Origin of the sequence: Cedecea selenatireducens, assembly GCF_042138895.1 — a bacterium.
GTDB lineage: Bacteria > Pseudomonadota > Gammaproteobacteria > Enterobacterales > Enterobacteriaceae > Cedecea > Cedecea selenatireducens.
Genome location: NZ_JBHIKW010000008.1, coordinates 102,583 through 123,327 on the forward strand (window position 1 = coordinate 102,583; position 20,745 = coordinate 123,327).

17 protein-coding genes are annotated in these 20,745 nt (G+C 57.6%); 13 read left to right on the plus strand and 4 right to left on the minus strand.

Going from position 1 to position 20,745, the window contains the following annotated elements:
• The first annotated feature begins 1 nt into the window (after nt 1).
• The 8 genes from arnC to ACE38U_RS14505 are packed head-to-tail and all read left to right on the plus strand — an operon-like array spanning nt 2 to nt 7,120.
• Complete coding sequence (arnC, locus tag ACE38U_RS14470) at nt 2-982, plus strand: undecaprenyl-phosphate 4-deoxy-4-formamido-L-arabinose transferase (protein ID WP_038473046.1); 981 nt, start codon at nt 2-4, stop codon at nt 980-982.
• Nucleotides 982-2,964, plus strand: coding sequence for a bifunctional UDP-4-amino-4-deoxy-L-arabinose formyltransferase/UDP-glucuronic acid oxidase ArnA (arnA, locus tag ACE38U_RS14475; protein WP_375529995.1), 1,983 nt, complete (start codon nt 982-984; stop codon nt 2,962-2,964). Before arnC ends, arnA begins: the two co-directional genes overlap by 1 nt.
• On the plus strand, nt 2,961-3,857 hold the full coding sequence (gene arnD / locus ACE38U_RS14480; protein WP_038473044.1) for a 4-deoxy-4-formamido-L-arabinose-phosphoundecaprenol deformylase: 897 nt from the start codon (nt 2,961-2,963) through the stop codon (nt 3,855-3,857). The genes arnA and arnD overlap by 4 nt, the downstream gene beginning before the upstream one ends.
• A gap of 4 nt (nt 3,858-3,861) precedes the next feature.
• Nucleotides 3,862-5,523, plus strand: a complete 1,662-nt coding sequence (gene arnT / locus ACE38U_RS14485) for a lipid IV(A) 4-amino-4-deoxy-L-arabinosyltransferase (RefSeq protein ID WP_375529996.1) — start codon at nt 3,862-3,864, stop codon at nt 5,521-5,523.
• Complete coding sequence (arnE, locus tag ACE38U_RS14490; RefSeq protein ID WP_038473041.1) at nt 5,520-5,843, plus strand: 4-amino-4-deoxy-L-arabinose-phosphoundecaprenol flippase subunit ArnE; 324 nt, start codon at nt 5,520-5,522, stop codon at nt 5,841-5,843. Before arnT ends, arnE begins: the two co-directional genes overlap by 4 nt.
• The gene (arnF, locus tag ACE38U_RS14495; RefSeq protein ID WP_176982922.1) at nt 5,843-6,238 is read left to right on the plus strand and encodes a 4-amino-4-deoxy-L-arabinose-phosphoundecaprenol flippase subunit ArnF; all 396 of its coding nucleotides are present in this window, start codon (nt 5,843-5,845) and stop codon (nt 6,236-6,238) included. The genes arnE and arnF overlap by 1 nt, the downstream gene beginning before the upstream one ends.
• A 55-nt stretch (nt 6,239-6,293) precedes the next feature.
• Nucleotides 6,294-6,878: a flavin reductase family protein gene (locus ACE38U_RS14500; RefSeq protein WP_375529997.1), complete on the plus strand. Its 585-nt coding sequence runs from the start codon at nt 6,294-6,296 to the stop codon at nt 6,876-6,878.
• The gene (locus ACE38U_RS14505) at nt 6,878-7,120 is read left to right on the plus strand and encodes a DUF2164 domain-containing protein (protein ID WP_038473037.1); all 243 of its coding nucleotides are present in this window, start codon (nt 6,878-6,880) and stop codon (nt 7,118-7,120) included. Before ACE38U_RS14500 ends, ACE38U_RS14505 begins: the two co-directional genes overlap by 1 nt.
• Here ACE38U_RS14505 and ACE38U_RS14510 read toward each other — a convergent pair.
• Both ACE38U_RS14510 and ACE38U_RS14515 read right to left on the minus strand, forming a co-directional pair.
• Nucleotides 7,110-10,433, minus strand: a complete 3,324-nt coding sequence (locus ACE38U_RS14510; RefSeq protein ID WP_235212917.1) for an ATP-binding protein — start codon at nt 10,431-10,433, stop codon at nt 7,110-7,112. The two genes, ACE38U_RS14505 and ACE38U_RS14510, sit on opposite strands and share 11 nt — an antisense overlap.
• Nucleotides 10,402-11,025 carry a response regulator gene (locus tag ACE38U_RS14515; protein ID WP_038473035.1) on the minus strand — a complete coding sequence of 208 codons (624 nt, stop codon included), beginning with the start codon at nt 11,023-11,025 and terminating at the stop codon, nt 10,402-10,404. Before ACE38U_RS14515 ends, ACE38U_RS14510 begins: the two co-directional genes overlap by 32 nt.
• Before the next feature lie 532 nt (nt 11,026-11,557).
• Here ACE38U_RS14515 and ACE38U_RS14520 point away from each other — a divergent pair.
• From ACE38U_RS14520 to ACE38U_RS14540, 5 genes are all read left to right on the plus strand, one after another.
• The gene (locus ACE38U_RS14520; RefSeq protein ID WP_176982921.1) at nt 11,558-12,085 is read left to right on the plus strand and encodes a fimbrial protein; all 528 of its coding nucleotides are present in this window, start codon (nt 11,558-11,560) and stop codon (nt 12,083-12,085) included.
• A 68-nt stretch (nt 12,086-12,153) separates the two neighbouring features.
• A complete protein-coding gene (locus ACE38U_RS14525) occupies nt 12,154-12,837 on the plus strand; it encodes a fimbria/pilus periplasmic chaperone (RefSeq protein ID WP_375529998.1) in 684 nt (227 codons plus the stop codon).
• Nucleotides 12,838-12,863: 26 nt separating this feature from the next.
• The gene (locus ACE38U_RS14530; protein ID WP_375529999.1) at nt 12,864-15,398 is read left to right on the plus strand and encodes a fimbria/pilus outer membrane usher protein; all 2,535 of its coding nucleotides are present in this window, start codon (nt 12,864-12,866) and stop codon (nt 15,396-15,398) included.
• A gap of 38 nt (nt 15,399-15,436) precedes the next feature.
• Nucleotides 15,437-16,450, plus strand: coding sequence for a fimbrial protein (locus tag ACE38U_RS14535; RefSeq protein WP_375530000.1), 1,014 nt, complete (start codon nt 15,437-15,439; stop codon nt 16,448-16,450).
• Between the two features lie 14 nt (nt 16,451-16,464).
• The gene (locus ACE38U_RS14540) at nt 16,465-17,481 is read left to right on the plus strand and encodes a fimbrial protein (protein WP_375530001.1); all 1,017 of its coding nucleotides are present in this window, start codon (nt 16,465-16,467) and stop codon (nt 17,479-17,481) included.
• A 7-nt stretch (nt 17,482-17,488) separates the two neighbouring features.
• Here ACE38U_RS14540 and ACE38U_RS14545 read toward each other — a convergent pair whose 3' ends face one another.
• The gene (locus ACE38U_RS14545; RefSeq protein WP_038473026.1) at nt 17,489-18,115 is read right to left on the minus strand and encodes a response regulator transcription factor; all 627 of its coding nucleotides are present in this window, start codon (nt 18,113-18,115) and stop codon (nt 17,489-17,491) included.
• Between the two features lie 33 nt (nt 18,116-18,148).
• Nucleotides 18,149-20,629 carry an ATP-binding protein gene (locus ACE38U_RS14550; RefSeq protein ID WP_375530002.1) on the minus strand — a complete coding sequence of 827 codons (2,481 nt, stop codon included), beginning with the start codon at nt 20,627-20,629 and terminating at the stop codon, nt 18,149-18,151.
• Nucleotides 20,630-20,745: the final 116 nt, after the last annotated feature.

Here is a 20,745-nt window from a genome sequence, read left to right on the forward strand (position 1 = left end):
GATGACGACCCCGGAAACCATCAAAAAAGTATCCGTTGTGATCCCGGTGTACAACGAACAGGACAGCCTGCCTGAGCTGCTTCGTCGTACCACGGAAGCTTGCCAAAAGCTGAACCGCGATTACGAAATCCTCCTTATCGATGACGGCAGCAGCGACGACTCCGCCGCTATGCTGACCCGCGCGGCAGAAGAGCCCGGTAGCCACATCGTCGCGGTGCTATTGAACCGTAACTATGGCCAGCACTCGGCGATTATGGCCGGCTTTAGCCACGTCACCGGCGACCTGATTGTCACCCTGGATGCCGACCTGCAAAACCCGCCGGAAGAAATTCCGCGGCTGGTTGAGAAAGCCGACGAAGGCTATGACGTGGTAGGCACCGTGCGCCAGAACCGCCAGGACAGCTGGTTCCGCAAACGCGCCTCGAAGATGATCAACCACCTGATCCAGCGTACCACCGGCAAAGCGATGGGTGACTACGGCTGTATGCTGCGCGCCTACCGCCGCCACATCATCGACGCGATGCTGCACTGTCACGAACGCAGCACCTTTATCCCGATCCTGGCAAACACCTTTGCCCGTCGCGCGGTGGAGATCCCGGTGCACCACGACGAGCGCCAGTTTGGCGACTCGAAGTACAGCTTTATGCGCCTCATCAACCTGATGTATGACCTGATCACCTGCCTGACCACCACGCCGCTGCGTTTGCTGAGCGTTGTGGGCAGCATTATCGCGCTGTCTGGCTTCGCGCTGGCCGTGCTGCTGGTGGTGTTACGTCTGGCTCTTGGCCCACAGTGGGCGGCGGATGGGGTGTTCATGCTCTTCGCCGTGCTCTTCACCTTTATTGGCGCCCAGTTTATCGGTATGGGGCTGCTGGGTGAGTACATTGGCCGTATCTATAACGACGTGCGGGCTCGCCCTCGTTACTTTATTCAACGCGTAGTTAGCAGTGAAACCGCTTTATCTTCAGAGGAAAATCAATAATGAAAGCAGTTGTTTTCGCCTATCACGATATGGGCTGTGTGGGTGTTCGTGCCCTGGTTGAAGCAGGCTATGACATTGCAGCAATTTATACTCACCCGGATAACGCGGCTGAGAATAACTTCTTTGGTTCTGTGGCCCGCACGGCGGCAGAATTCGGTATTCCGGTCTTTGCTCCTGAAGATGTGAACCACCCGCTGTGGGTTGACCGCATTAAAGACGCTCAGCCTGACGTGATTTTCTCCTTCTACTACCGCAATCTGCTGAGCGAAGAAGTCCTGAACTGCGCTTCCGTAGGCGCGTTTAACCTGCACGGATCTCTGCTGCCGAAATTCCGCGGCCGCGCACCGCTGAACTGGGTGCTGGTGAAAGGTGAAACCGAAACCGGCGTAACCCTGCACCGCATGGTGAAACGCGCAGACGCCGGCGACATCGTTGCCCAGGAACGCGTGGCAATCGCCGCAGAAGATACCGCGCTGACCCTGCATCACAAACTGTGTGAAACCGCGAAATCCCTGCTGGCGAAAAGCCTGCCGGTGATCAAAACCGGTCACTTCCCGCAGGCCGCGCAGGACGAAGCTAAAGCCACCTATTTCGGCGGCCGTTCACCAAAAGATGGCGCAATCAGCTGGGAAGGCACCGCAGCAGAAGCCAACAACCTGGTGCGTGCGGTAACCGAACCGTGGCCGGGCGCGTTCAGCTACGTGGGCGGCAGCAAATTTATTATCTGGAAAAGCCGCGTGCTGGAAAGCAACAACGGCGCGAAAGCGGGCACCATTCTCTCCGTGAACCCGCTGGTTATTGCCTGCGGCACCGGCGCTCTGGAAGTGGTCACCGGCCAGGCTGAAAACGGCGTGTACATGCAGGGCTCCCAGCTTGCACAGTCCCTGGGTCTGGTCAGCGGTGCAATCCTGAACAGCAAACCTGTTTCCGCCATTAAGCGTCGTACCCGCGTGCTTATCCTCGGCGTGAACGGCTTTATCGGTAACCACCTGACCGAACGCCTGCTGCGTGATGACAACTTCGAGATCTTCGGCCTGGATATCGGTTCCGACGCTATCTCTCGCTTCATCGGTAACGAGCGTTTCCACTTCGTTGAAGGCGACATCAGCATTCACTCCGAGTGGATCGAGTACCACATTAAGAAATGTGACGTGGTGCTGCCGCTGGTGGCGATTGCTACCCCAATCGAATACACCCGTAACCCGCTGCGCGTTTTCGAACTCGACTTCGAAGAGAACCTGAAAATCATCCGCGACTGCGTGAAGTACAAAAAACGCATTATCTTCCCGTCCACCTCCGAAGTGTACGGCATGTGTACCGACGCCTCGTTTGACGAAGATAACTCCCCGCTGATCGTTGGCCCAATCAACAAACAGCGCTGGATCTACTCCGTGTCCAAGCAGCTGCTTGACCGCGTTATCTGGGCATACGGCGAAAAAGAAGGGTTGCGCTTCACGCTGTTCCGTCCGTTTAACTGGATGGGCCCGCGTCTGGACAACCTGAACGCCGCGCGTATCGGTAGCTCCCGTGCCATCACCCAGCTGATCCTTAACCTGGTAGAAGGTTCGCCGATCAAGCTTATCGACGGCGGCAAGCAGAAACGCTGCTTCACCGACATCGGCGACGGCATCGAAGCGCTGTTCCGCATTATTGAAAACAAAAACAATAACTGCGACGGACAGATAATCAACATCGGTAGCCCGGACAACGAAGCGAGCATCAAACAGCTGGCAGAAATGCTGCTGGAAAGCTTCGAGCGTCACCCGCTGCGCAGCCAGTTCCCGCCGTTTGCCGGCTTCCGTGAAGTGGAAAGCAGCGCCTACTACGGCAAAGGCTACCAGGACGTTGAGCACCGTAAGCCAAGCATCCGCAACGCGCAGCGCCTGCTGGACTGGACGCCTGAAGTGCACATGGAGAAAACCATCGACGAAACGCTGGACTTCTTCCTGAAAACCGTTGAGCTGACGGATCCCGCTTCATGAGAAAAGTCGGCCTGCGTATTGATGTCGACACCTGGCGAGGCACCCGTGAAGGGGTGCCAAACCTTCTGGAGACGCTGAGTTTACACTCGACTCAGGCAACCTTTTTCTTCAGCGTTGGGCCAGACAATATGGGGCGCCACCTGTGGCGCCTGATCAAGCCCAAATTCCTGTGGAAGATGCTGCGTTCTAACGCGGCATCGCTGTACGGCTGGGATATTCTGCTCGCAGGCACCGCGTGGCCGGGCCGCCAGATTGGCGCGGGCAACGCTGAGGTTATTGCGGCGACGGCGGACCACCATGAAGTGGGACTCCACGCCTGGGATCACCATGCCTGGCAGGCCTGGGCGGGCGTCTGGGAGCAGGACAAGCTCGAACACCAGATTCGCCTTGGGCTGGACGCGCTGCAGAAAATTGTCGGCCAGCCGGTAAGCTGTTCGGCGGTGGCCGGCTGGCGTGCTGACCAGCGCGTGGTGAAAGCGAAGTCTGCTTTCCCGTTCCGGTACAACAGCGACTGTCGCGGCACCACGCCGTTTATCCCTGTCCTGTCTGACGGCAGGGAGGCGGCGGTGCAAATCCCCGTGACGTTGCCCACCTGGGACGAAGTGATTGGGACTGAGGTCAGTAAAGAGAGCTTTAACCGCTTTATCCTGGATAAAATTCACCAGGACAGCGGCACACCGGTTTACACCATCCATGCGGAAGTCGAAGGGATGGTGATGCGAGATTCCTTTAGTGAATTGCTGGCAATGGCCGCGGCGGAGGGAATTCAGTTCTGCCCGCTCAGCGAGCTTCTGCCGGACGATTTATCCACGCTGCCGAAAGGCAAAATTGTGCGCGGGACAATTCCAGGCCGGGAAGGCTGGCTGGGTTGCCAACAACTTATAGAGTCGTAAACCGATGAAAACAGCAAAATATGGAATGGCCCTTCTGGTCTGTTTTGCCTTGCTTTACCTTGTACCGCTGGAGTTCCGCCACCTGTGGCAGCCGGATGAAACGCGTTATGCGGAAATCAGCCGTGAAATGCTGCAGTCCGGCAACTGGGTTGTTCCCCATTTCCTCGATCTGCGTTATTTCGAAAAGCCTGTCGCGGGGTATTGGATCAACAACATCAGCCAGTTTATCTTCGGGCAGAACAACTTTGCCGTGCGTTTTGGCTCCGTTTTCTCGGTGACCCTGAGCGCGCTGTTGACCGGCTGGCTGGCGTTCCGCCTGTGGCGTGACAAAACGGTCGCGGTGCTGTCGGGGGTTATCTTCCTCACCTGCCTGCTGGTCTACGGCATCGGGACTTATTCCGTTCTCGATCCGATGATCACCCTGTGGATGACGGCGGCGATGTGCAGCTTCTGGTTAGCCAGTACGGCCAAAACCACCGGCGGCAGGATTGGCGGCTATGTTCTGCTGGGCCTGGCCTGCGGCATGGGCGTGATGACCAAAGGCTTCCTGGCGCTGGCGGTGCCGGTGATTGGAGTCCTGCCGTGGGTGATTGCCCAGAAACGCTGGAAAGAAGTTCTGCTGTTCGGGCCGATTGCGGTGCTGAGCGCGGTGCTGATCACGCTGCCCTGGGCCGTGGCGATCGCTAAAGCGGAACCTGACTTCTGGCACTATTTCTTCTGGGTAGAGCATATTCAGCGCTTCGCCGAGAAAGACGCGCAGCATAAAGCCCCATTCTGGTATTACATTCCGTTCCTGATTGCCGGCAGCCTGCCGTGGCTGGCGCTGTTGCCCGGCGCGCTGAAAAGCGGCTGGAAAGGCCGTGCTGAGCAGGGCGGAGCCTTTTACCTGCTGGGCTGGATAGTGATGCCATTCTTGTTCTTCAGCATCGCGAAGGGCAAGCTGCCCACCTATATTCTGCCGTGCTTTGCGCCGCTGGCTATCCTGATGGCGCGTCATGCGGTTGAGCTGGCGAAAAGCGGGTCTGCCGTTTTGCGCGTCAACGGCTGGATAAACCTGGCGTTCGGTTCGGCCTGTGTGATTACCGTGGCCTTCTTCCTCGCGCCGTGGGGGCTGGCAAGACATCCGGTTTATGCCGCCAATGAAAGCCTCAAAGTCGTTCTGGCGTGCCTGGCGTTTGCGGTCTGGGGGCTGTTTGGCCTTCTGACCCTGAGCCAGACGGCGAAGCGCTGGTACTGGGCGGCACTGTGCCCGCTGGGTCTGGCGCTGCTGGTCGGCGTGGTGATCCCATCGAAGGTGGAGAACTCCAAGCAGCCGCAGGCGTTTATTCACGCAATGCGTCCGCAGCTGGAAGACAGCCGCTACATCTTCACCAACAACGTAGGCATCGCCGCCGGGGTTGCGTGGGAGATGAAGCGCAGCGATATCAACCTCTATAGTCAGGCGGGCGAACTGCGTTACGGTCTCGACTATCCGGATGTAAAAGATCGCTACGTCGGCTCTGAGCAGTTCGAGTCCTGGCTGGCGGAACACCGCAAGCAGGGCAAAGTCTCGCTGCTGCTGTTGGTATCCAATAACAGCGATCTTAATGACCTGAAACTTCCGACGCCAGATCATCGGGCAAACAGCGGACGCTTTGTTCTGTTTGAGTACGACGCTCAGCCATGAATATTGCGCTGATTATTCTGGCCAGCCTGCTTAGCTGCGGCGGGCAGCTGTGCCAGAAGCAAGCGGCACAGGGGGCGGGGCGCCGCCACCTGATGCTGTGGCTCGGGCTTAGCATCTTGCTGCTGGGGCTGGGCATGCTCGTCTGGCTGCTGGTGCTCCAGCACGTCGAAGTGAGCATTGCTTACCCGATGCTCAGCCTGAACTTTATCTTTATCACCCTTGCCGCGCGGTGGATCTGGAAAGAGAGAATTTCCGCTCACCACTGGCTGGGGGTGATTTTGATTATCCTGGGCATCATCGCGCTGGGAGGGCACGCCTGATGGGGTATATCTGGGCGTTAATGAGCGTATTACTGGTGAGCGGGGCACAGCTCAGCATGAAATGGGCGATGATTCAGTTCCCGCCCGCTTCGCTGAGCCTGGCGTTTGCTATGTCGGTGCTGTTTGGCGGCTACGGACTGCTGGCGCTGATTTGCGGCCTGGCCGCCTATGCGTTCTCCATGGGCTGCTGGTATATGGCGCTGAAGCGTATTCCGCTCAGCAAGGCTTATCCGCTTTTAAGCCTGAGCTACGTGCTGGTGTGGTTTGCAGCCATTAATCTGCCGTGGCTCAACGAAGAGTTTAGTCCGGAAAAGCTTATCGGCGTGGCGGCTATTTTTGTCGGCCTGGTGCTGATTTGCCTGCCCCATAAGCTAAGCCACAAAAAGGAAAAGTAATGCGCTAATTGTTCAGGCAAACTGACGGCAACCTGATGAAAACTGGATGCGAAGTATGGACCCACATATCATTGAAGTTCCGTTAGAAAAGTCATACCGCCTGATCAATCACGGCCCAACGGTGCTGGTGTCTGCCCATCACAATGGCGTAGACGACGTGATGACCGCCGCCTGGGCCTGTGCGCTGGATTTTACCCCCTCAAAACTGATGGTGGTGCTGGATAAAATCACCGCCACCCGCGCGCTTATCGAAGAGAGCGGCACCTTTGTTATCCAGGTGCCCTGCGCCGCCCAGCTCAAAATGACCCATTTTCTGGGTACCCACAGCCTGAAAGAGATGCCCGACAAGCTCGAGCAGTCCGGCGTGGAGCTGTTCCGCGCGCCGGGGCACAGCGTGCCGCTTGTCGCAGGTTGCACGGCCTGGATGGTCTGCAAGCTCATTCCTGAACCCCACAACCACCAGGCGCACGATCTGTTTATCGGCGAGATTATTGGCGCATGGGCGGACAACCGCGTTTTCCAGAACGGCCACTGGTCGTTTGAAACTTCGGCCCCTGAATTGCGCAGCCTGCATTACATTGCCGGCGGTCAGTTCTACGCCATCGGCGAGTCGCTGGTGGTGCCGGACGTGGAGGCGTAATGAAAAAGATTGAATTACCCGCCGAGGATTACCGCAAGCTGAGCGACTTCATCACCGACTGGCTGGCCGACAAACACGACCTGCAAATTGGCCAGTTCGAATCCGAGTTTTTCCTCGATGAGCTGGTCAAAAGAATGGCGCCAGCCCTCTACAATAAAGGGCTGGACGATGCTCTGGCGGTGACACAGGGCAATATGCTGACGCTGGAAGAGCTGATCGATTTAGAGAAGGTTATGGACTAAATTCCTCGTCGTTTAGCCAGGCATGAATCGCCTGGTTAAACTCTTCCACAGCGCTGGAACACTTCAGCCACAAATCCTCGATTTCGACCTCATCGGCGACGGCTTCACGGCAGGCGGCCTCCAGGTTACGGCAGGCGCTTTCCGCCCGCTCTGCCCCGCATATTTGTACTGCCCCGGAGATGCGGTGCACGCAGGAGGCGAGTTCAGGCCAATCCTGCAGGCTAAACAGATCTTCTGCCAGGCGTAAGTCCTCCTCGTTGCTTTGCAGCGTCAGCCTGAGCAGTTCACCGAGCATGCTGCCGTCATGGCTGCTCATCGCCTTAAGCTTCTCGATGTTCACCAGCTTATCAAGGCCTGCGGGCTCCGCCAGGGCTGCCTGTTTGCTTTTCATCACGCTGGTTAAAATCGCTTCCAGCTGGGGCAGCTGTAACGGCTTAAACAGGCAATCGTCCATGCCCGCCATCTTGCAGCGGGTGCGCTCTTCTGGCCAGGCATTGGCGGTCAGCCCAAGGATAATCACCGGCTCGGATTGATGCTGGCGGATGAGCCGCGTCAGTGCCGGTCCGTCCATCCCCGGCATGCTGCAGTCGGTTATCACCACATCGAAGGCGTTATCGTGCCATAGCGCCCAGGCCTCTTCGCCGTCACGGGCTTCCGTAACTTTGTGGCCCAGGTGAACCAGCTGGCTACGCAGCAGCAGCCGGTTGGCCGGGTGGTCATCCACCGCCAGAATACTCAGGGGATAATGCTGTACCGCCTGCGGCTGGTTTTTCTGAACCACCTGTTCCGGCCGACGCTGGCTTTGTGCCACCGGTACGGTAAAGCTGACTTCGGTGCCGTGGCCCGGCAGGCTTTTCATCATAATGTTGCCCCCCATCATCTCTACAAGCTGGGCACAAATAGCCAGCCCAAGCCCTGAGCCGCTTTGCCCTCGGCCATTTTTTGCCTGCACCCACGGGGAGAAAATATCTTCCTGCTCCTCGGGACTAATCCCTTTGCCGGTATCCACGACGCTTATCCTCAGCAGCACGCTATCGGCAGGGGGGCTCTCCAGCGCGGTGATATCCACGTTGACACAGCCCCGCTCGGTGAACTTGATGGCGTTGCTCACCAGGTTTGAGAGTACCTGGCGAAAACGCAGCGGGTCGATATAGACCTGATAAGGCAGCGGCGGGGAAAGAATGCAGCGCAGGCGCAGGCTTTTTTGCCGGGCCAGACCTTCAAATACGCGGACTACGGGCGGCAGCAGATCGGTGGTTTTTACCCATTCAGGCGCAAGCTCAAGACGGCCGGACTCAATTCTCGCCATATCCAGGATGTCGCCGATAAGCCCCATCAGGGTACGGGCAGATTCCCAGGCGACGCGGATCGGATCTTCTTCTTCCGGCAAGCTTTCATTGGCTTTTACGGACAGCTCAAGCAGCCCAATGATGGCGCTTACCGGGGTACGAATTTCATGGCTCATCGTCGCCAGAAAAGTGCTTTTAGCCCGGTTAGCCTGTTCGGCGCGCTCTCGCTCCTCCGACAGCGCGTGGGTCAGGGTTTCATTGTATTCCAGCTGCGCCTGGAGCTTTTGTTGCGCCAGCAGGCGGGCTCTGACTTCCCTGTGCAGGTAATAGACCCAAATCAGCGAGGTGAGGATCAACACTCCGGCCACGCTGAATACCAGCCAAAACTGGGTTTTATACAGCTCCCAGGTATCCAGCCGAACGTCGGGCCGGGTTTGCCATTTATTGATGATGCTGTTGATATCCGCCGGGGAAATGTTCTCCAGCGACTTATTCAGGATGCTGAGCAGTTCAGGCTGATCGCGCGAGACGGCAAAGGCGATCCCGGCGGTCTGGCCGCCCACGTGGCCGCCAATCTTCAGGCGGTCGCGAAAATAGCGGTCAATCATATAGCTGGCGCCAAACAGGGAGTGAATGGCGATATCGGCTTTGCCGTCGTCGACCATCTGCATCGCAATGCTGGCGTTGGCGGTTTCAATAATGCGCACGTCGGGATTAAGCTGTCGCAGCTCCGGGATCAGGCTGTTTTTGCTGACGATGGCAACGCGCGTGCCGGCAGGGAGCGGGGAGGCGTAGTTTTTACCTTTGGCCTGAACCATCACAAAGGGTGAGGTGAAGTAAGCCCGGGAAAATAACAGGTTCTGATTCCGCTCCTCGCTATGGCTGACCGCGCCGATGAACATGGCTTTTTTGTCGTCAATTTGCTGCTCCATTGCGCTGACCGAATCCGCCGGGGCCGGTTCGAAATGCAGGCCGGTACGCAGCCGAATCAGCCGCAAAATATCGTCGGTGACGCCATAAAAATTGCCGTTGGCATCGATCATGGTGAAGGGCGCGTAAAAAGCGTTGACCGACACTTTCACCGAGGGGTGCCGCGCCAGCCATTTTTTTTCAGCCCCGGAGAACTCAACCTGCTTGCTGACGCGCCAGAGGTTAGCCCGCTCGCTCCACTGCTGGAGAATAACCTGATGCTGAATGCGGGGGATGGCGTCGAGCGCGCGATTAACCGCCCGCATCAGCGGTAAATCTTCGCTGCGCAGCACAAAATGGCTGCCGGTTTCCCGCTCAGGATAGACCCGCTGAAAGGCGAGAAAATGCGAGTAGTTACGCTCCAGCAGGTAAGACGTGGTCACCAGGTTGCCGATATAAAAGTCATTTTCTTCGAAGGCAACCGAGGCCATGGCCTGTTCGTCGGTAGCGAAATGGCGGAGGGTCACGCCGGGAAAATTCTGCTCTATCCAGCTGTCATCCACGTACCAGCGGGCGATGGCCAGCCGCATGCCTGGCTGGTAGCGAAAGGGGGCGCCGTTGCTGCTTTTTCGATGTACCAGCACCGGATGGTCGCTAATAAAATTGTTGGAGGGGACGAGCCTGGCGTGCTGCGGCAGCACTTTGCCAGAAGGATCGGCGACCATATCCACTTTATGCTGAGCCAGCGCGCTTAGCGCAGCGTCGCGGTCCGCAAACATCTGTACGTTGACGCGTAGCCCCAGATATTGCGCTATCAGGTGGATGTAGTCGGCGATCATCCCTTCGTAGCGGCTGTTGCCGGTGTAGAGATAAAGCGGGGGGATTTCGGGCTGCCAGACGGCAACATGCAGCTCGCGTTTATTGCCTAACCAGCGCCAGTCTTTGTCATCAAGGGTGAAGGCTTTAGGCTGATAGCTTTCACGGCTTAGAATATGCAGCCGTTCCGGCTTTGTAGCGCGGTCAGCATACGCCGGGGAAAAAATAATCAGGCCCAGAAGCAGAATCAACAGGTTGTACATCGGCTTAGTCCAGGCTGTGGCGGCGGGCAAAGTCAATCAACTCCATGGTGTTACTGACCTGCAGCTTGGTCATGAGGCGAGTTTTATAGGTGCTGACCGTCTTGTTGCTGATGTGCATTTTTTCGGAGATATCCATGACCTTGACGCCCCGGCTCAGATAGCGCAGCACCTGTAACTCGCGGTTTGACAGCCGCTTGACGGCCTCAACCTCACCGGCGGGTCTGGCGTTTTTGGTGCTGGTCTGGCGCCGTAGCGGAAAATAGCCATAACCACGCTCGACCGCGCGGACCGCATCCTGTAATTCATCCAGATTATTTCCTTTACCGACAAAGCCGTCCGCACCGCTGTTCATGCAGCGGCTTAAATAATGCTCGTCGTCGCGCCCGGTCAGCACTAATAAACGGCCAGAGAAATCATGAATTCTTAATTTCTCTATTAATTCCACACCGCTCAGTCCCGGGATGTCTAAATCCACCACGACAATTTCCGGGGTTAGTTTTTGAATTAATTTAAAAGCCTCGGAGCCGTCGCCGGATTCTGCCAGGACGTGATGACCATCTTTTTCAAGCAGCATGCGAATAGCCAGCCGCGCCATGGGATGGTCGTCTATTATCAACAGGGTCGCCATTATTTTCTCTCGGTTTTGTTTTCTCTATAAAGGCTGACATAAAACAGGCGTTTATATCAATACAAAAATAATGGATGTCGGGGTTGTTTGTTTTTCCCATTGATCGCTGGCACCTTGCCTGGTGCGGGTGGCGAGGGTTTGTGGTGATTTTGTAGTCCTGGGATGACAGAGATTGATGATTATGATGACAACGGTCTGACGCCATTCTGAATGTTTATTTCTTTAGCCGGGGTATAGTGAGTTCCACAAGGCGGGGATATACCGGAGCGTATATTCACCACAGGCTGCAAAGGATATGCGTTGGTTCATGTAAAGTGAAAATTAATTAATGGTTCGTGTGTGAATGCGACATTTATGAATGTTCACAATATGACTCGCCTTGCTAACTTAATACAGGAATGACCGATAACTCACTGCCTTTTCTTTATCGAAAAGTTTCGCATGCGTATCTTTCATAAACCCATACGGTTATGCAGGAAGGTTAATACGGTGTCCGGCGTTGAACTTCATTTATTCACAGGAATTACATTTTATGAAAAAACAATTACACGCTCTGGCATTACTTTCCGTTATCAGCGGGGCGGCAGTTTCAACGGCTAACGCGGCCGACGGCACCATTCAGTTTAACGGCGAAATTATCGATGCGGCCTGCACCGTCTCCCCTGCTAGCGCCAGCCAGACCGTTACGTTGGGGCAGGTGAGCGATAAAGCGTTCGCCGCACAGGGTGACACTGCGGGCGCAACGGCCTTCCAGATTGACCTGACCAGCTGCCCGGCAACCGTGACCAGCGCTACCGTGAAATTCGACGGCACCGCATACCAGGGCGATAACTCTGCGCTGGAACTGACCCAAGGGGCTGGCGTGGCAACCGGCGTAGGCATTCAGATCCGTAACGCGGACAACACCGTGCTGCCGCTGTTCACGCCTTCTCAGAGCATCGCTCTGGCTCAGACTGGCACCAACACGCTGAAATTTAACGCGGCCTATGTGGCTAAAGCGGCAACCGTGACCGCCGGTCCGGCAAACGCCACCGCTACCTTCAGCGTGGTTTACAACTGATTGCCTGACGCAATTACTCCAGCCGGCCAGCGGGCCGGCTTTTATTCCCTCTCTCTGGAGTCTCTATTGTGAAGACAACACTCTCTTCTCTGCTGTTAGCAGGTTTACTCGCAGGAAGCGGTCTTGCTCACGCTGGCGTTGTCGTGGGCGGCACGCGAGTTATTTACGACGGTGAGAAAAAAGAAGCGGCAATCGGTCTCGACAACCCCGATGCCTCGCCATACCTGATTCAGTCGTGGGTGGAGAACGAAGCGGGCAACAGCGATAAACGCAGCTTTATCGTCACGCCGCCGCTGTTCCGCCTCGACGCCAAACAAAAGAACACCCTGCGTATTATGCAGACCGGGGCCGGTTTGCCGGCGGACCGCGAAACGCTGTTCTGGCTGAATATTAAATCGATTCCCGCGACCGACGCGTCGGTGGCTGAAAATACCTTGCAGCTGGCTATCAACACCCGCATCAAGCTGATTTATCGCCCGGCTGCGCTGAAGGGCGAAACGCCGGACAACGCCAGCAGCCAGCTTAAATGGGCACGCCAGGGCCAGGCTCTGTCGGTCACCAACCCGACGCCTTATTACATCAACTTCCAGTCGGTCAGCTTCGATGGCCGCCCGCTTGATAAGGCCACCTACGTGGCACCACGCTCCTCGACCCGGATTGAACTGCCTGCTGACGTACGCGGCGGCCAGGTCGAATGGAAGGTCATCAGCGACTACGGCGCCGTTGGCGCAGCGCACAAAGCCTCCCTTTAAAGAATCGAATTCGCTGGAATAAAACTATGCCCTTTTTTGCTTGCTTCGGAAAAACGCGGCCAACCTGTCTGGCCACCACTATCGCACTGCTACTGGCTTCGCTGTCGGTGGAGGCAAAGGATTACTTTAATCCTGCGCTGCTCCAGCACACGGGTGACGCCGGCACCGCGCCCGATCTCTCGGCGTTTGAAAACGGCGGTCAGCTTCCGGGCAGCTACCCGGTGGATATCTACCTCAACGGCGAGCAGGTGGACAGCAGGGCGGTGACGTTTTTCCAGACCGAGGATAAAGGGCTGCAGCCGTGCCTGACCGCGGCGGAGCTGGCACAGTATGGCGTGCGGGTGGATTTATATCCCGAGCTGCAAACGCCAGGCGAAAACTGTGCTTCGCTGGCTGCGATCCCCGAAGGGAATGCTGAATTTGTTTTTAGCGCCCAACGTCTCGATCTCTCTATTCCCCAGGCAGCGGTTAGCCCGCGCATTCGCGGCTATGTGCCTCCTTCTCAGTGGGATGAGGGCATCAATGCCGCGCTGCTGAACTACAGCTTTAACGGCATGAGCGATCTTGACGGCCAGCACGGCGGGGCGGGCAGCAGCCAGTATCTGAACCTGCGGCCGGGCGTTAACTTCGGTCCGTGGCGGCTGCGCAACTATTCCACGTGGTCGCGGAGCAACGGCGAAGGGGATAAATGGAGCACCGTTTATAGCTATGCTCAGCGCAGTATTGCTTCGCTGAAAAGCCAGCTTACGCTCGGCGAAAGCCTTGCACCGTCTGACGTGTTCGACAGCGTGCCGTTCCGTGGCGCGCAGCTGGCCTCCGACGATGAAATGCTGCCGGAAAGCCAGCGCGGTTATGCTCCCGTGGTACGCGGCATTGCCCGCAGCAACAGCGCTCAGGTGATCGTTCGCCAGAATGGCTACGTGATTTACCAGACCACGGTCCCCGCAGGCCCGTTCGAAATTACCGACATGTTCCCGACCGGAGGCAGCGGCGACCTGTACGTGACGGTAAAAGAAGCCGACGGTAGCGAGCAGAGCATGGTGGTGCCATTTGCATCCCTGCCGGTATTACAGCGAGAAGGAAGGCTGCGCTTCAGCCTGACCGGCGGCGAATACCGTGCCTATGACAGCAGCGTCGAAAAGACCCCGTTCAGCCAGGGAACCGCCATTTACGGCGTTGGAAAAGGCATGACCGTTTACGGCGGCGCTCAGCTGGCGGAGCATTATCGCTCGTTCGCCGCGGGCGTCGGGCAGAATCTCGGTACCCTCGGGGCGATTTCTGCCGATCTGACCCAGTCCTGGGGCCAGCCGAAGGAACAGGCGGCCAGCCAGGGGCAGTCGTGGCGGGTGCGCTACAGCAAAAGCCTCGCCGAGACGGGCACGCACGTCGCCATCGCCGGCTATCGCTACTCAACCGAAGGCTTTACCTCGCTGTCGGATGTGCTGGAAACCTACCGTGATAATGCCTATGCCCTGAGAAACGACAGAAAGCGCAACCGTGCGGAGCTGACGCTGAGCCAGGATCTCGGCGGCGATCGCGGGTATTTATCCGTCGGGGCTATCAGCGAAGACTACTGGAACGGCGCCCGGAAAACCGCTTCGTGGAACGTGGGCTACAACAACAGCTGGAACGGCATCAGCTATAGCCTGAACTATGCCCTGAACCGCAACACGTCCCAGGCGGGGGCGACGACCGGGTACGGCAAAACCTACGAACGTGACCAGGTCGTGTCGTTGAATATCAGCCTGCCGCTGGGCCGCTGGCTGAGCAACAGCTACGCCAGCTACGGCGTCAGCAGCAGCAAGTCGCGCGGAACGGTGAATAGCGTTGGCCTGAACGGCACCGCGCTGGAAGGCAAAAACCTTAACTGGAACGTGACCCAGGGTTATGCCTCGCGTGAGCGTGAAAACTCCGGCTACACCAGCCTCAACTATCGCGGCACCTACGGCGAAGTGAACGGGGCTTACAGCTACGCCAGCGGGCAGCGCAACCTGAACTATGGCGTGCAGGGTTCGATTGTGGCCCACGCGGACGGCATCACCGCCGGGCAGCAGCTTGGCGAGACGTTCGGCCTGGTGAAAGTGCCGGGCGCTTCAGGTGTGGCGGTGAATAACCAGACCGGGGTTAAAACCGACTATCGCGGCTACGCGTTGGTGCCGAACTTAATGCCGTACCGCCATAACGACGTCACGCTGAGCACCGAAAGCCTGAAAGAAAACGTCGACCTCGAGCAAACCAGCCGCACCGTGGTGCCCACGCGCGGGGCCGTAGTGCGCGCCGATTACCGCGCCCAGGTCGGGCTGCGGGTGCTGATGACCCTGATTCGCCCGAACGGCAAAGCCGTACCGTTTGGCGCCACGGTTGCCAATGAAGCCGACCGCAGCGGCGGCAGCGGTATCGTCGGGGACGGCGGCCAGGTTTATCTCGCCGGTTTGCAGCCTAAAGGTACGCTGCTGGTGCAGTGGGGCAAAGGTGCGGATCGCCAGTGCCGGGTGAGTTACAGCCTGACCCATGATGAGACGACGGCGGCTATTTCCTCCCTTGACGCACAGTGTCGCTAAGCGCGGCTTCGGAAAAAGAGATGACGATGAACCGAGTTATGAAAAAAGTATTTCGCCCGCGCGTGATGGCCTGTGCACTGCTGCTGATGGCGTCAAAAGGCGCGCTGGCCACCTGCACGTTTATGGACGGCCGATTTGGGCCTAACGATTCGGTTGCGCTGGACTGGGGCACGATAGTCGTACAACGGGATACGCCGGTGGGAACCATAGTTGCCAGAACCAGCGATAGCACGCTCGGCGGTCGTAACAACTTTATGCAATGCAATGCCACTGGCTTTACCACGCAATGGGCCGTAGGGCCTGGGTTTGCACCTGTTATCTACGGCGGACAAACGCTTTATCAGTCAGGCGTACCTGGGTTGGCAATCCGCATTGTGACATCCGGAGCAGGTACGACCGGCGGGCGCTACGGCACCGGCCCGCTGCCGCGCCAGATTTCGAACGTATCTTGTTTGACTGGGGGAAACTGGTGGCGGCTGTGCGGCGGCACGTGGGGTAACCTTGTCCTCCACCTGATAAAGATTGCTCCGACAACCGGTTCGGGACCGATGACCACCGGCCTGATTGCTCAGGCGCTGGTGGTGGGTGATACCAACGTTATCGACTACACCATCGGCAACGCCGTGGTGCAGACGGTCGCCTGCTCGGTCACCAACAGCAATATCAGCGTCACGATGGGCAAAGCGAAAAACACCGACTTCGGCAGCCCCGGCAGCACCAGCGGCGACGCTGATTTTTCCATTGACCTGAACTGCGACGCCTCTACCAATATTAATCTCACCCTGGCGCCAGGCAGTTCGGGCGCGGCTGATGCGGCGAAGGGCATTCTTAATATCGACAATGCAGGAGCGGGGCAAACCGCCAGCGGCGTTGGCGTGCAGGTGATGTATAACAACGCGCCTCTGGCTTTGAACAGCAGAATTGCGGTGGCCACTACGACCGCTGACGGCAGCTACGCCATCCCGCTGAAGGCCCGTTATTATCAGACGCAGCCAGCGGTGACGCCCGGCACGGCCAATGCCAACGCCACATTTACCCTGACATACCAGTAGGGCAGGTCGCGAACATGACGACATTATTCAGCAAAGTTATCTGGGGTAGCGTACTGCTGCTCGGGGCAGCTAAAAGCGCCCAGGCAAGCTGCACGTTTATGGACAGCCGCTTTAACGCCAACGATTCGGTAACGCTGGATCTCGGGCATATAGTCGTGCAGCGAGATGCCCCTGTGGGCACGGTGGTAGCCACGTTCAATGACTCCCGTTTGGGCAACCGTAACAGCTTTATTCAGTGCGATAGCTCGGGCTTTGTAACCCGCTGGGCTCAGGGTAGCGGAGGCTTTCTGCCGGTCAGCTATAACGGACAAACGCTGTATCAGTCGGGCGTGCCAGGCCTGGCGTTTCGGGTGGTCACCAGCGGCGCTGGATCAACCGCCGGTCGCTACGGCACCGGACCTTTGCCCCGGCAGATTGCTAACACCGCCTGTACCTGGTCTGCCGACTGGTGGCGGCTGTGCGGCGGCACCTGGGGTAACTACCGGTTACAGCTGGTGAAAATTGCCCCGGTGACCGGCTCAGGCCCGATAACAATGGGTTCCATTACTCAGGCTCAGGTGGTGGGTGAAACCAACGTTATGGACTACACCATCGGCAGCGGCAGCGTGCAAACCGTCGCCTGCTCCGTCCTCAATAGCGCAATAACGGTGCGGATGGGTAAGGCGAAAAACACCGATTTCTCCGGCCCAGGCAGCACCAGCGGCGATGCTGATTTCGCCATTAAGCTGAACTGTGACGCCGAGACGAAGATCAGGCTGACGCTTGCGCCTGGCAGCGGCGGGGCTTTGGATAGCAGCAGGGGCATTCTTAATCTGGACGCTGCCCAGGCAGGGCAGACGGCGACCGGCGTGGGGATTCAGGTGCTGTATAACAACGCGCCGCTTGAGCTGGGCAACATGATGAGTATCGCTACCACTAGCTCGGACGGTGCTTATTCGCTTCCGCTGGCGGCACGTTATTACCAGACTCAGGCTAACGTCACGCCCGGCAGGGCCGATGCTAATGCTACCTTCACGATGACTTATCAGTGAGCCTGACTCAGGCGAGGTTGTTGCGCCTGGCGAATTCGATCATTTCCAGCGTTTTGCTGAACCCGAGCTTGGCCATGATGCGGCGTTTATAGGTGCTGATGGATTTATTGCTGACATGCAGCTGCGCGGCGATATCAATCAGCATCTCGCCGCGAGAGATAAGCCCCAGCACCTCAAGTTCGCGGTTAGACAGCGTGCCAAGCAGTTCGCTTTCAGACTGTACGCCGGCTGAGACATTCACCGCCTGCGGCCTCTGGGGGAAGAACTCATAGCCGCTAAGAATGGCCTTGAAGGCGTCCACCAGCTGATCGAGATGGTTATTCTTGCTGATAAACCCGTTGGCACCCGCCCGGCGGGCGCGGTCCACAAAGTGGCTGTCGTTATAGCCGGTGAGCACCAATATGCCGCCGCTAAAGCCGTACTGACGAAGGCGCTTAATCACTTCCAGGCCGTTAGGCGGTGGAATTTCAATGTCGATAACCACCAGCGTCACCTCCGCGTTGTCACGCAGGACGTTAATCGCGTCACGCCCGTTGTCGCTGATCCCCGCCACTTCGTAGCCGTTATTTTCCGCGACTACTCTGACCGCAAGCTGTGAAACAGGGTGATCGTCGACGATATAAATCTTACTCATAAAAGGGCGGCCCGAAGGTTAGGTTTCAACTGGTTAAGGCAGTATAGCAAGGTGGCTCAGCGCATTCTCCAGCTCTTTCACATGCCGTTCGCCGTCAGCCGCTAAAGTGTGAACGGCCTCGCTGTCCTGCGCCTCTGCCGCCGCTTCAATTTGCCCGCAAATAGCAGACAGCTTGGGAGCATCGGCCAGCCTTGCGCTGCCGGCAAGGCGATGAGCGCTGCTTTTGATAAGCCCGAAATCTCCGCTGGCGATGCCGCTTTTTAGCGCGGCCATATCCAGCTGGTTTTGCTCAATCACGGTCTTAACTAATGCACGGAAGGCCTCCGGCTGAGACTCGGCCAGCCTGCTGAGCGAAAGCAGCGGGCGTGATGAAGGTTCAGCTGTGTGCTCTGAGTGTTTATCGATACGGGCAAGTAACTTTTCCAGCTCCACAGGCTTGAACAGGCAGTCGGTCATCCCGGCCTGTATTCCCCGGTCGCGCACCTGCTGCTCCGCCATGGCGGTCAGGCCAAACATCGGCTGAGGTTCTCTTGCCATCAACTTTTCTTTCTCACGCAGCTGCCTTACCAGCTCAAAGCCGCTTAAGTCCGGCATATTGCAGTCGGTAATGACGACGTCAAACGGTGGATTTTCTTTTTCCCACAGCCGCAGCGCCTGGACGCCGTTTTCTGCCGCCACGCTGCGATGGCCGGCAAATTCCAGTTGCTGCATCAGCAGCAGCCGGTTTGCAGGGTGGTCGTCCACCACTAAAATTTTTCGCGAGCGGCGCGGGCTGACCTCCGTAGAGGCGTTGGCCTGTTCAGGCGGTGCCACAGGTGCAGAGAACCGGAAGATAAAAATGGTGCCTTCGCCAGGCGAACTTTCAACCTCAAGGCTGCCGTGCAACAGCGCCGCTAGCTGGCGGCAAATACTCAGCCCCAGCCCGCTGCCGTGGTGCTCTCTTTGCGCGGCATCCAGCTGCACAAACGGTTCGAATATCGCGTTTTGCTGCTCCTCGCTCATCCCCACGCCGGTATCACAGACCTCCAGTACGTAATCGCCTGTTTCAGCAGCCTGCTTTTTGGCCTGGTAGATAATGATTTCAACTTCGCCCTGGGCAGTAAATTTGATGGCGTTGCTCACCAGGTTAGAGACTATTTGTTTGAGCATTACCGGGTCGAACAGGATCCGATCGTCCTGCACCTCAACGCTGGCACTTAGCGCAAGGTGCTTTTCCTCCGCGCTGTAGCGGAACAGGGTGCTGACGCTGTTGATCATCTCGCTCAGAGAAAGCGGCACGCTGCGCACGGTAAAGGTGCCGGATTCGATTTTTGCCATATCAAGAATATCCCCAACCAGCATCAATAATGACTTCGAGGATTCGTAGGCGACGGCAATGTTATTTCGCCGCTGTTCGGGGGTACTGCGCCCGGCGTTTTCCAGCTCCAGCAGGCCAATCAGGGCATTCATCGGGGTGCGTATTTCGTGGCTCATTTGCGCCAGAAACTGGCTTTTCGACTCGCTGGCTTTTTGCAGTCGTGCCTGCGAAGCCTGAAGCTTATTTTGCAGCGCCTGCTGGGTTGCCAGCGTGCGTCTCAGCAGGCGGTTGCGCCAGAAATAGAACACCAGCAGCATCGCTGCCAGGCTGAGGATAACAATAGCTATCATAATACCGGTACGGTAATGCCCCCAAACTTCGAAGCGCTCCAGAGCGTAGCGCATCTGCCAGCCGTTGAGCTGCTCCTCCATTTCGTGCGGCGGGAGCCGCTCCAGGGCTTTATCGATTATCGACAGCAGCGGGCGATTTTGCTCGCCGGAAGCCATCGCCAGCCGTAGCGGGGGAACGGGCACCGTCATGGCGATGCGGAAACGATCCTCAAGATAGCTTTTTAGCACGAAGCTGGCGGCGGTTTGCGGCACGATGGCGCCGTCCAGATTGTGAACAAACAGCGCCAGCGCGGTTTCCAGCGAAAAGTCCTGCTCAACAAACTCGACCTGCGGGAATTGCCTGCGCAGCTCCGGCAGGTAATAGCTGCCGGTAAAGACCGCAACCTTTTTGCCCTTCATGTCGGCAAGGGTGGTGACGACGGGAAACTTCTTGCGCGTGACCAGCACCCAGTCGGTCACCTGTATTGGGCGGGTATAGATCAGCCCGGCGTCTGGCCCCGTGGCGGAAGCATCCGCTGCGGCAATGAGCGAGTCGGGGGCTTTTTTGAGCTGCTCGCGCATCTCGACCAGGTTATTGAAGGGATGCCAGGTAAACCGCAGCCCGGTTTGCCGGCCAATGCTGTTCAGCAGCGCCACGGCATAGCCACTTTGCTCGCCTTCCTGGTTAATAAAGGTCAGCGGGATATGGGTGTTAACCACCAGCACCGGTACAAGGGGATGAGCCGCAACCCAGTCACGCTCTTGCGGGGTTAACGCCAGAGGATCGGCCAGCGATAACGGCGCAGAGAAGGCCGGCTGAGCCTGCAGCAAGACGGTGAGGCAGATAAGACAAATGCTCATCAGGCGGAGGGCAGTAGTCAGCCGCATCGTGGTGTTACCTTCGGTGGTGTCGGGCTTGTGTTAGTCAATATAGCGGTAAAAGCAGCGGTTCATAAGAGGTTCACGACTGTTTAACTCCATCGCTGTGCCGGCGGCGCTAACTC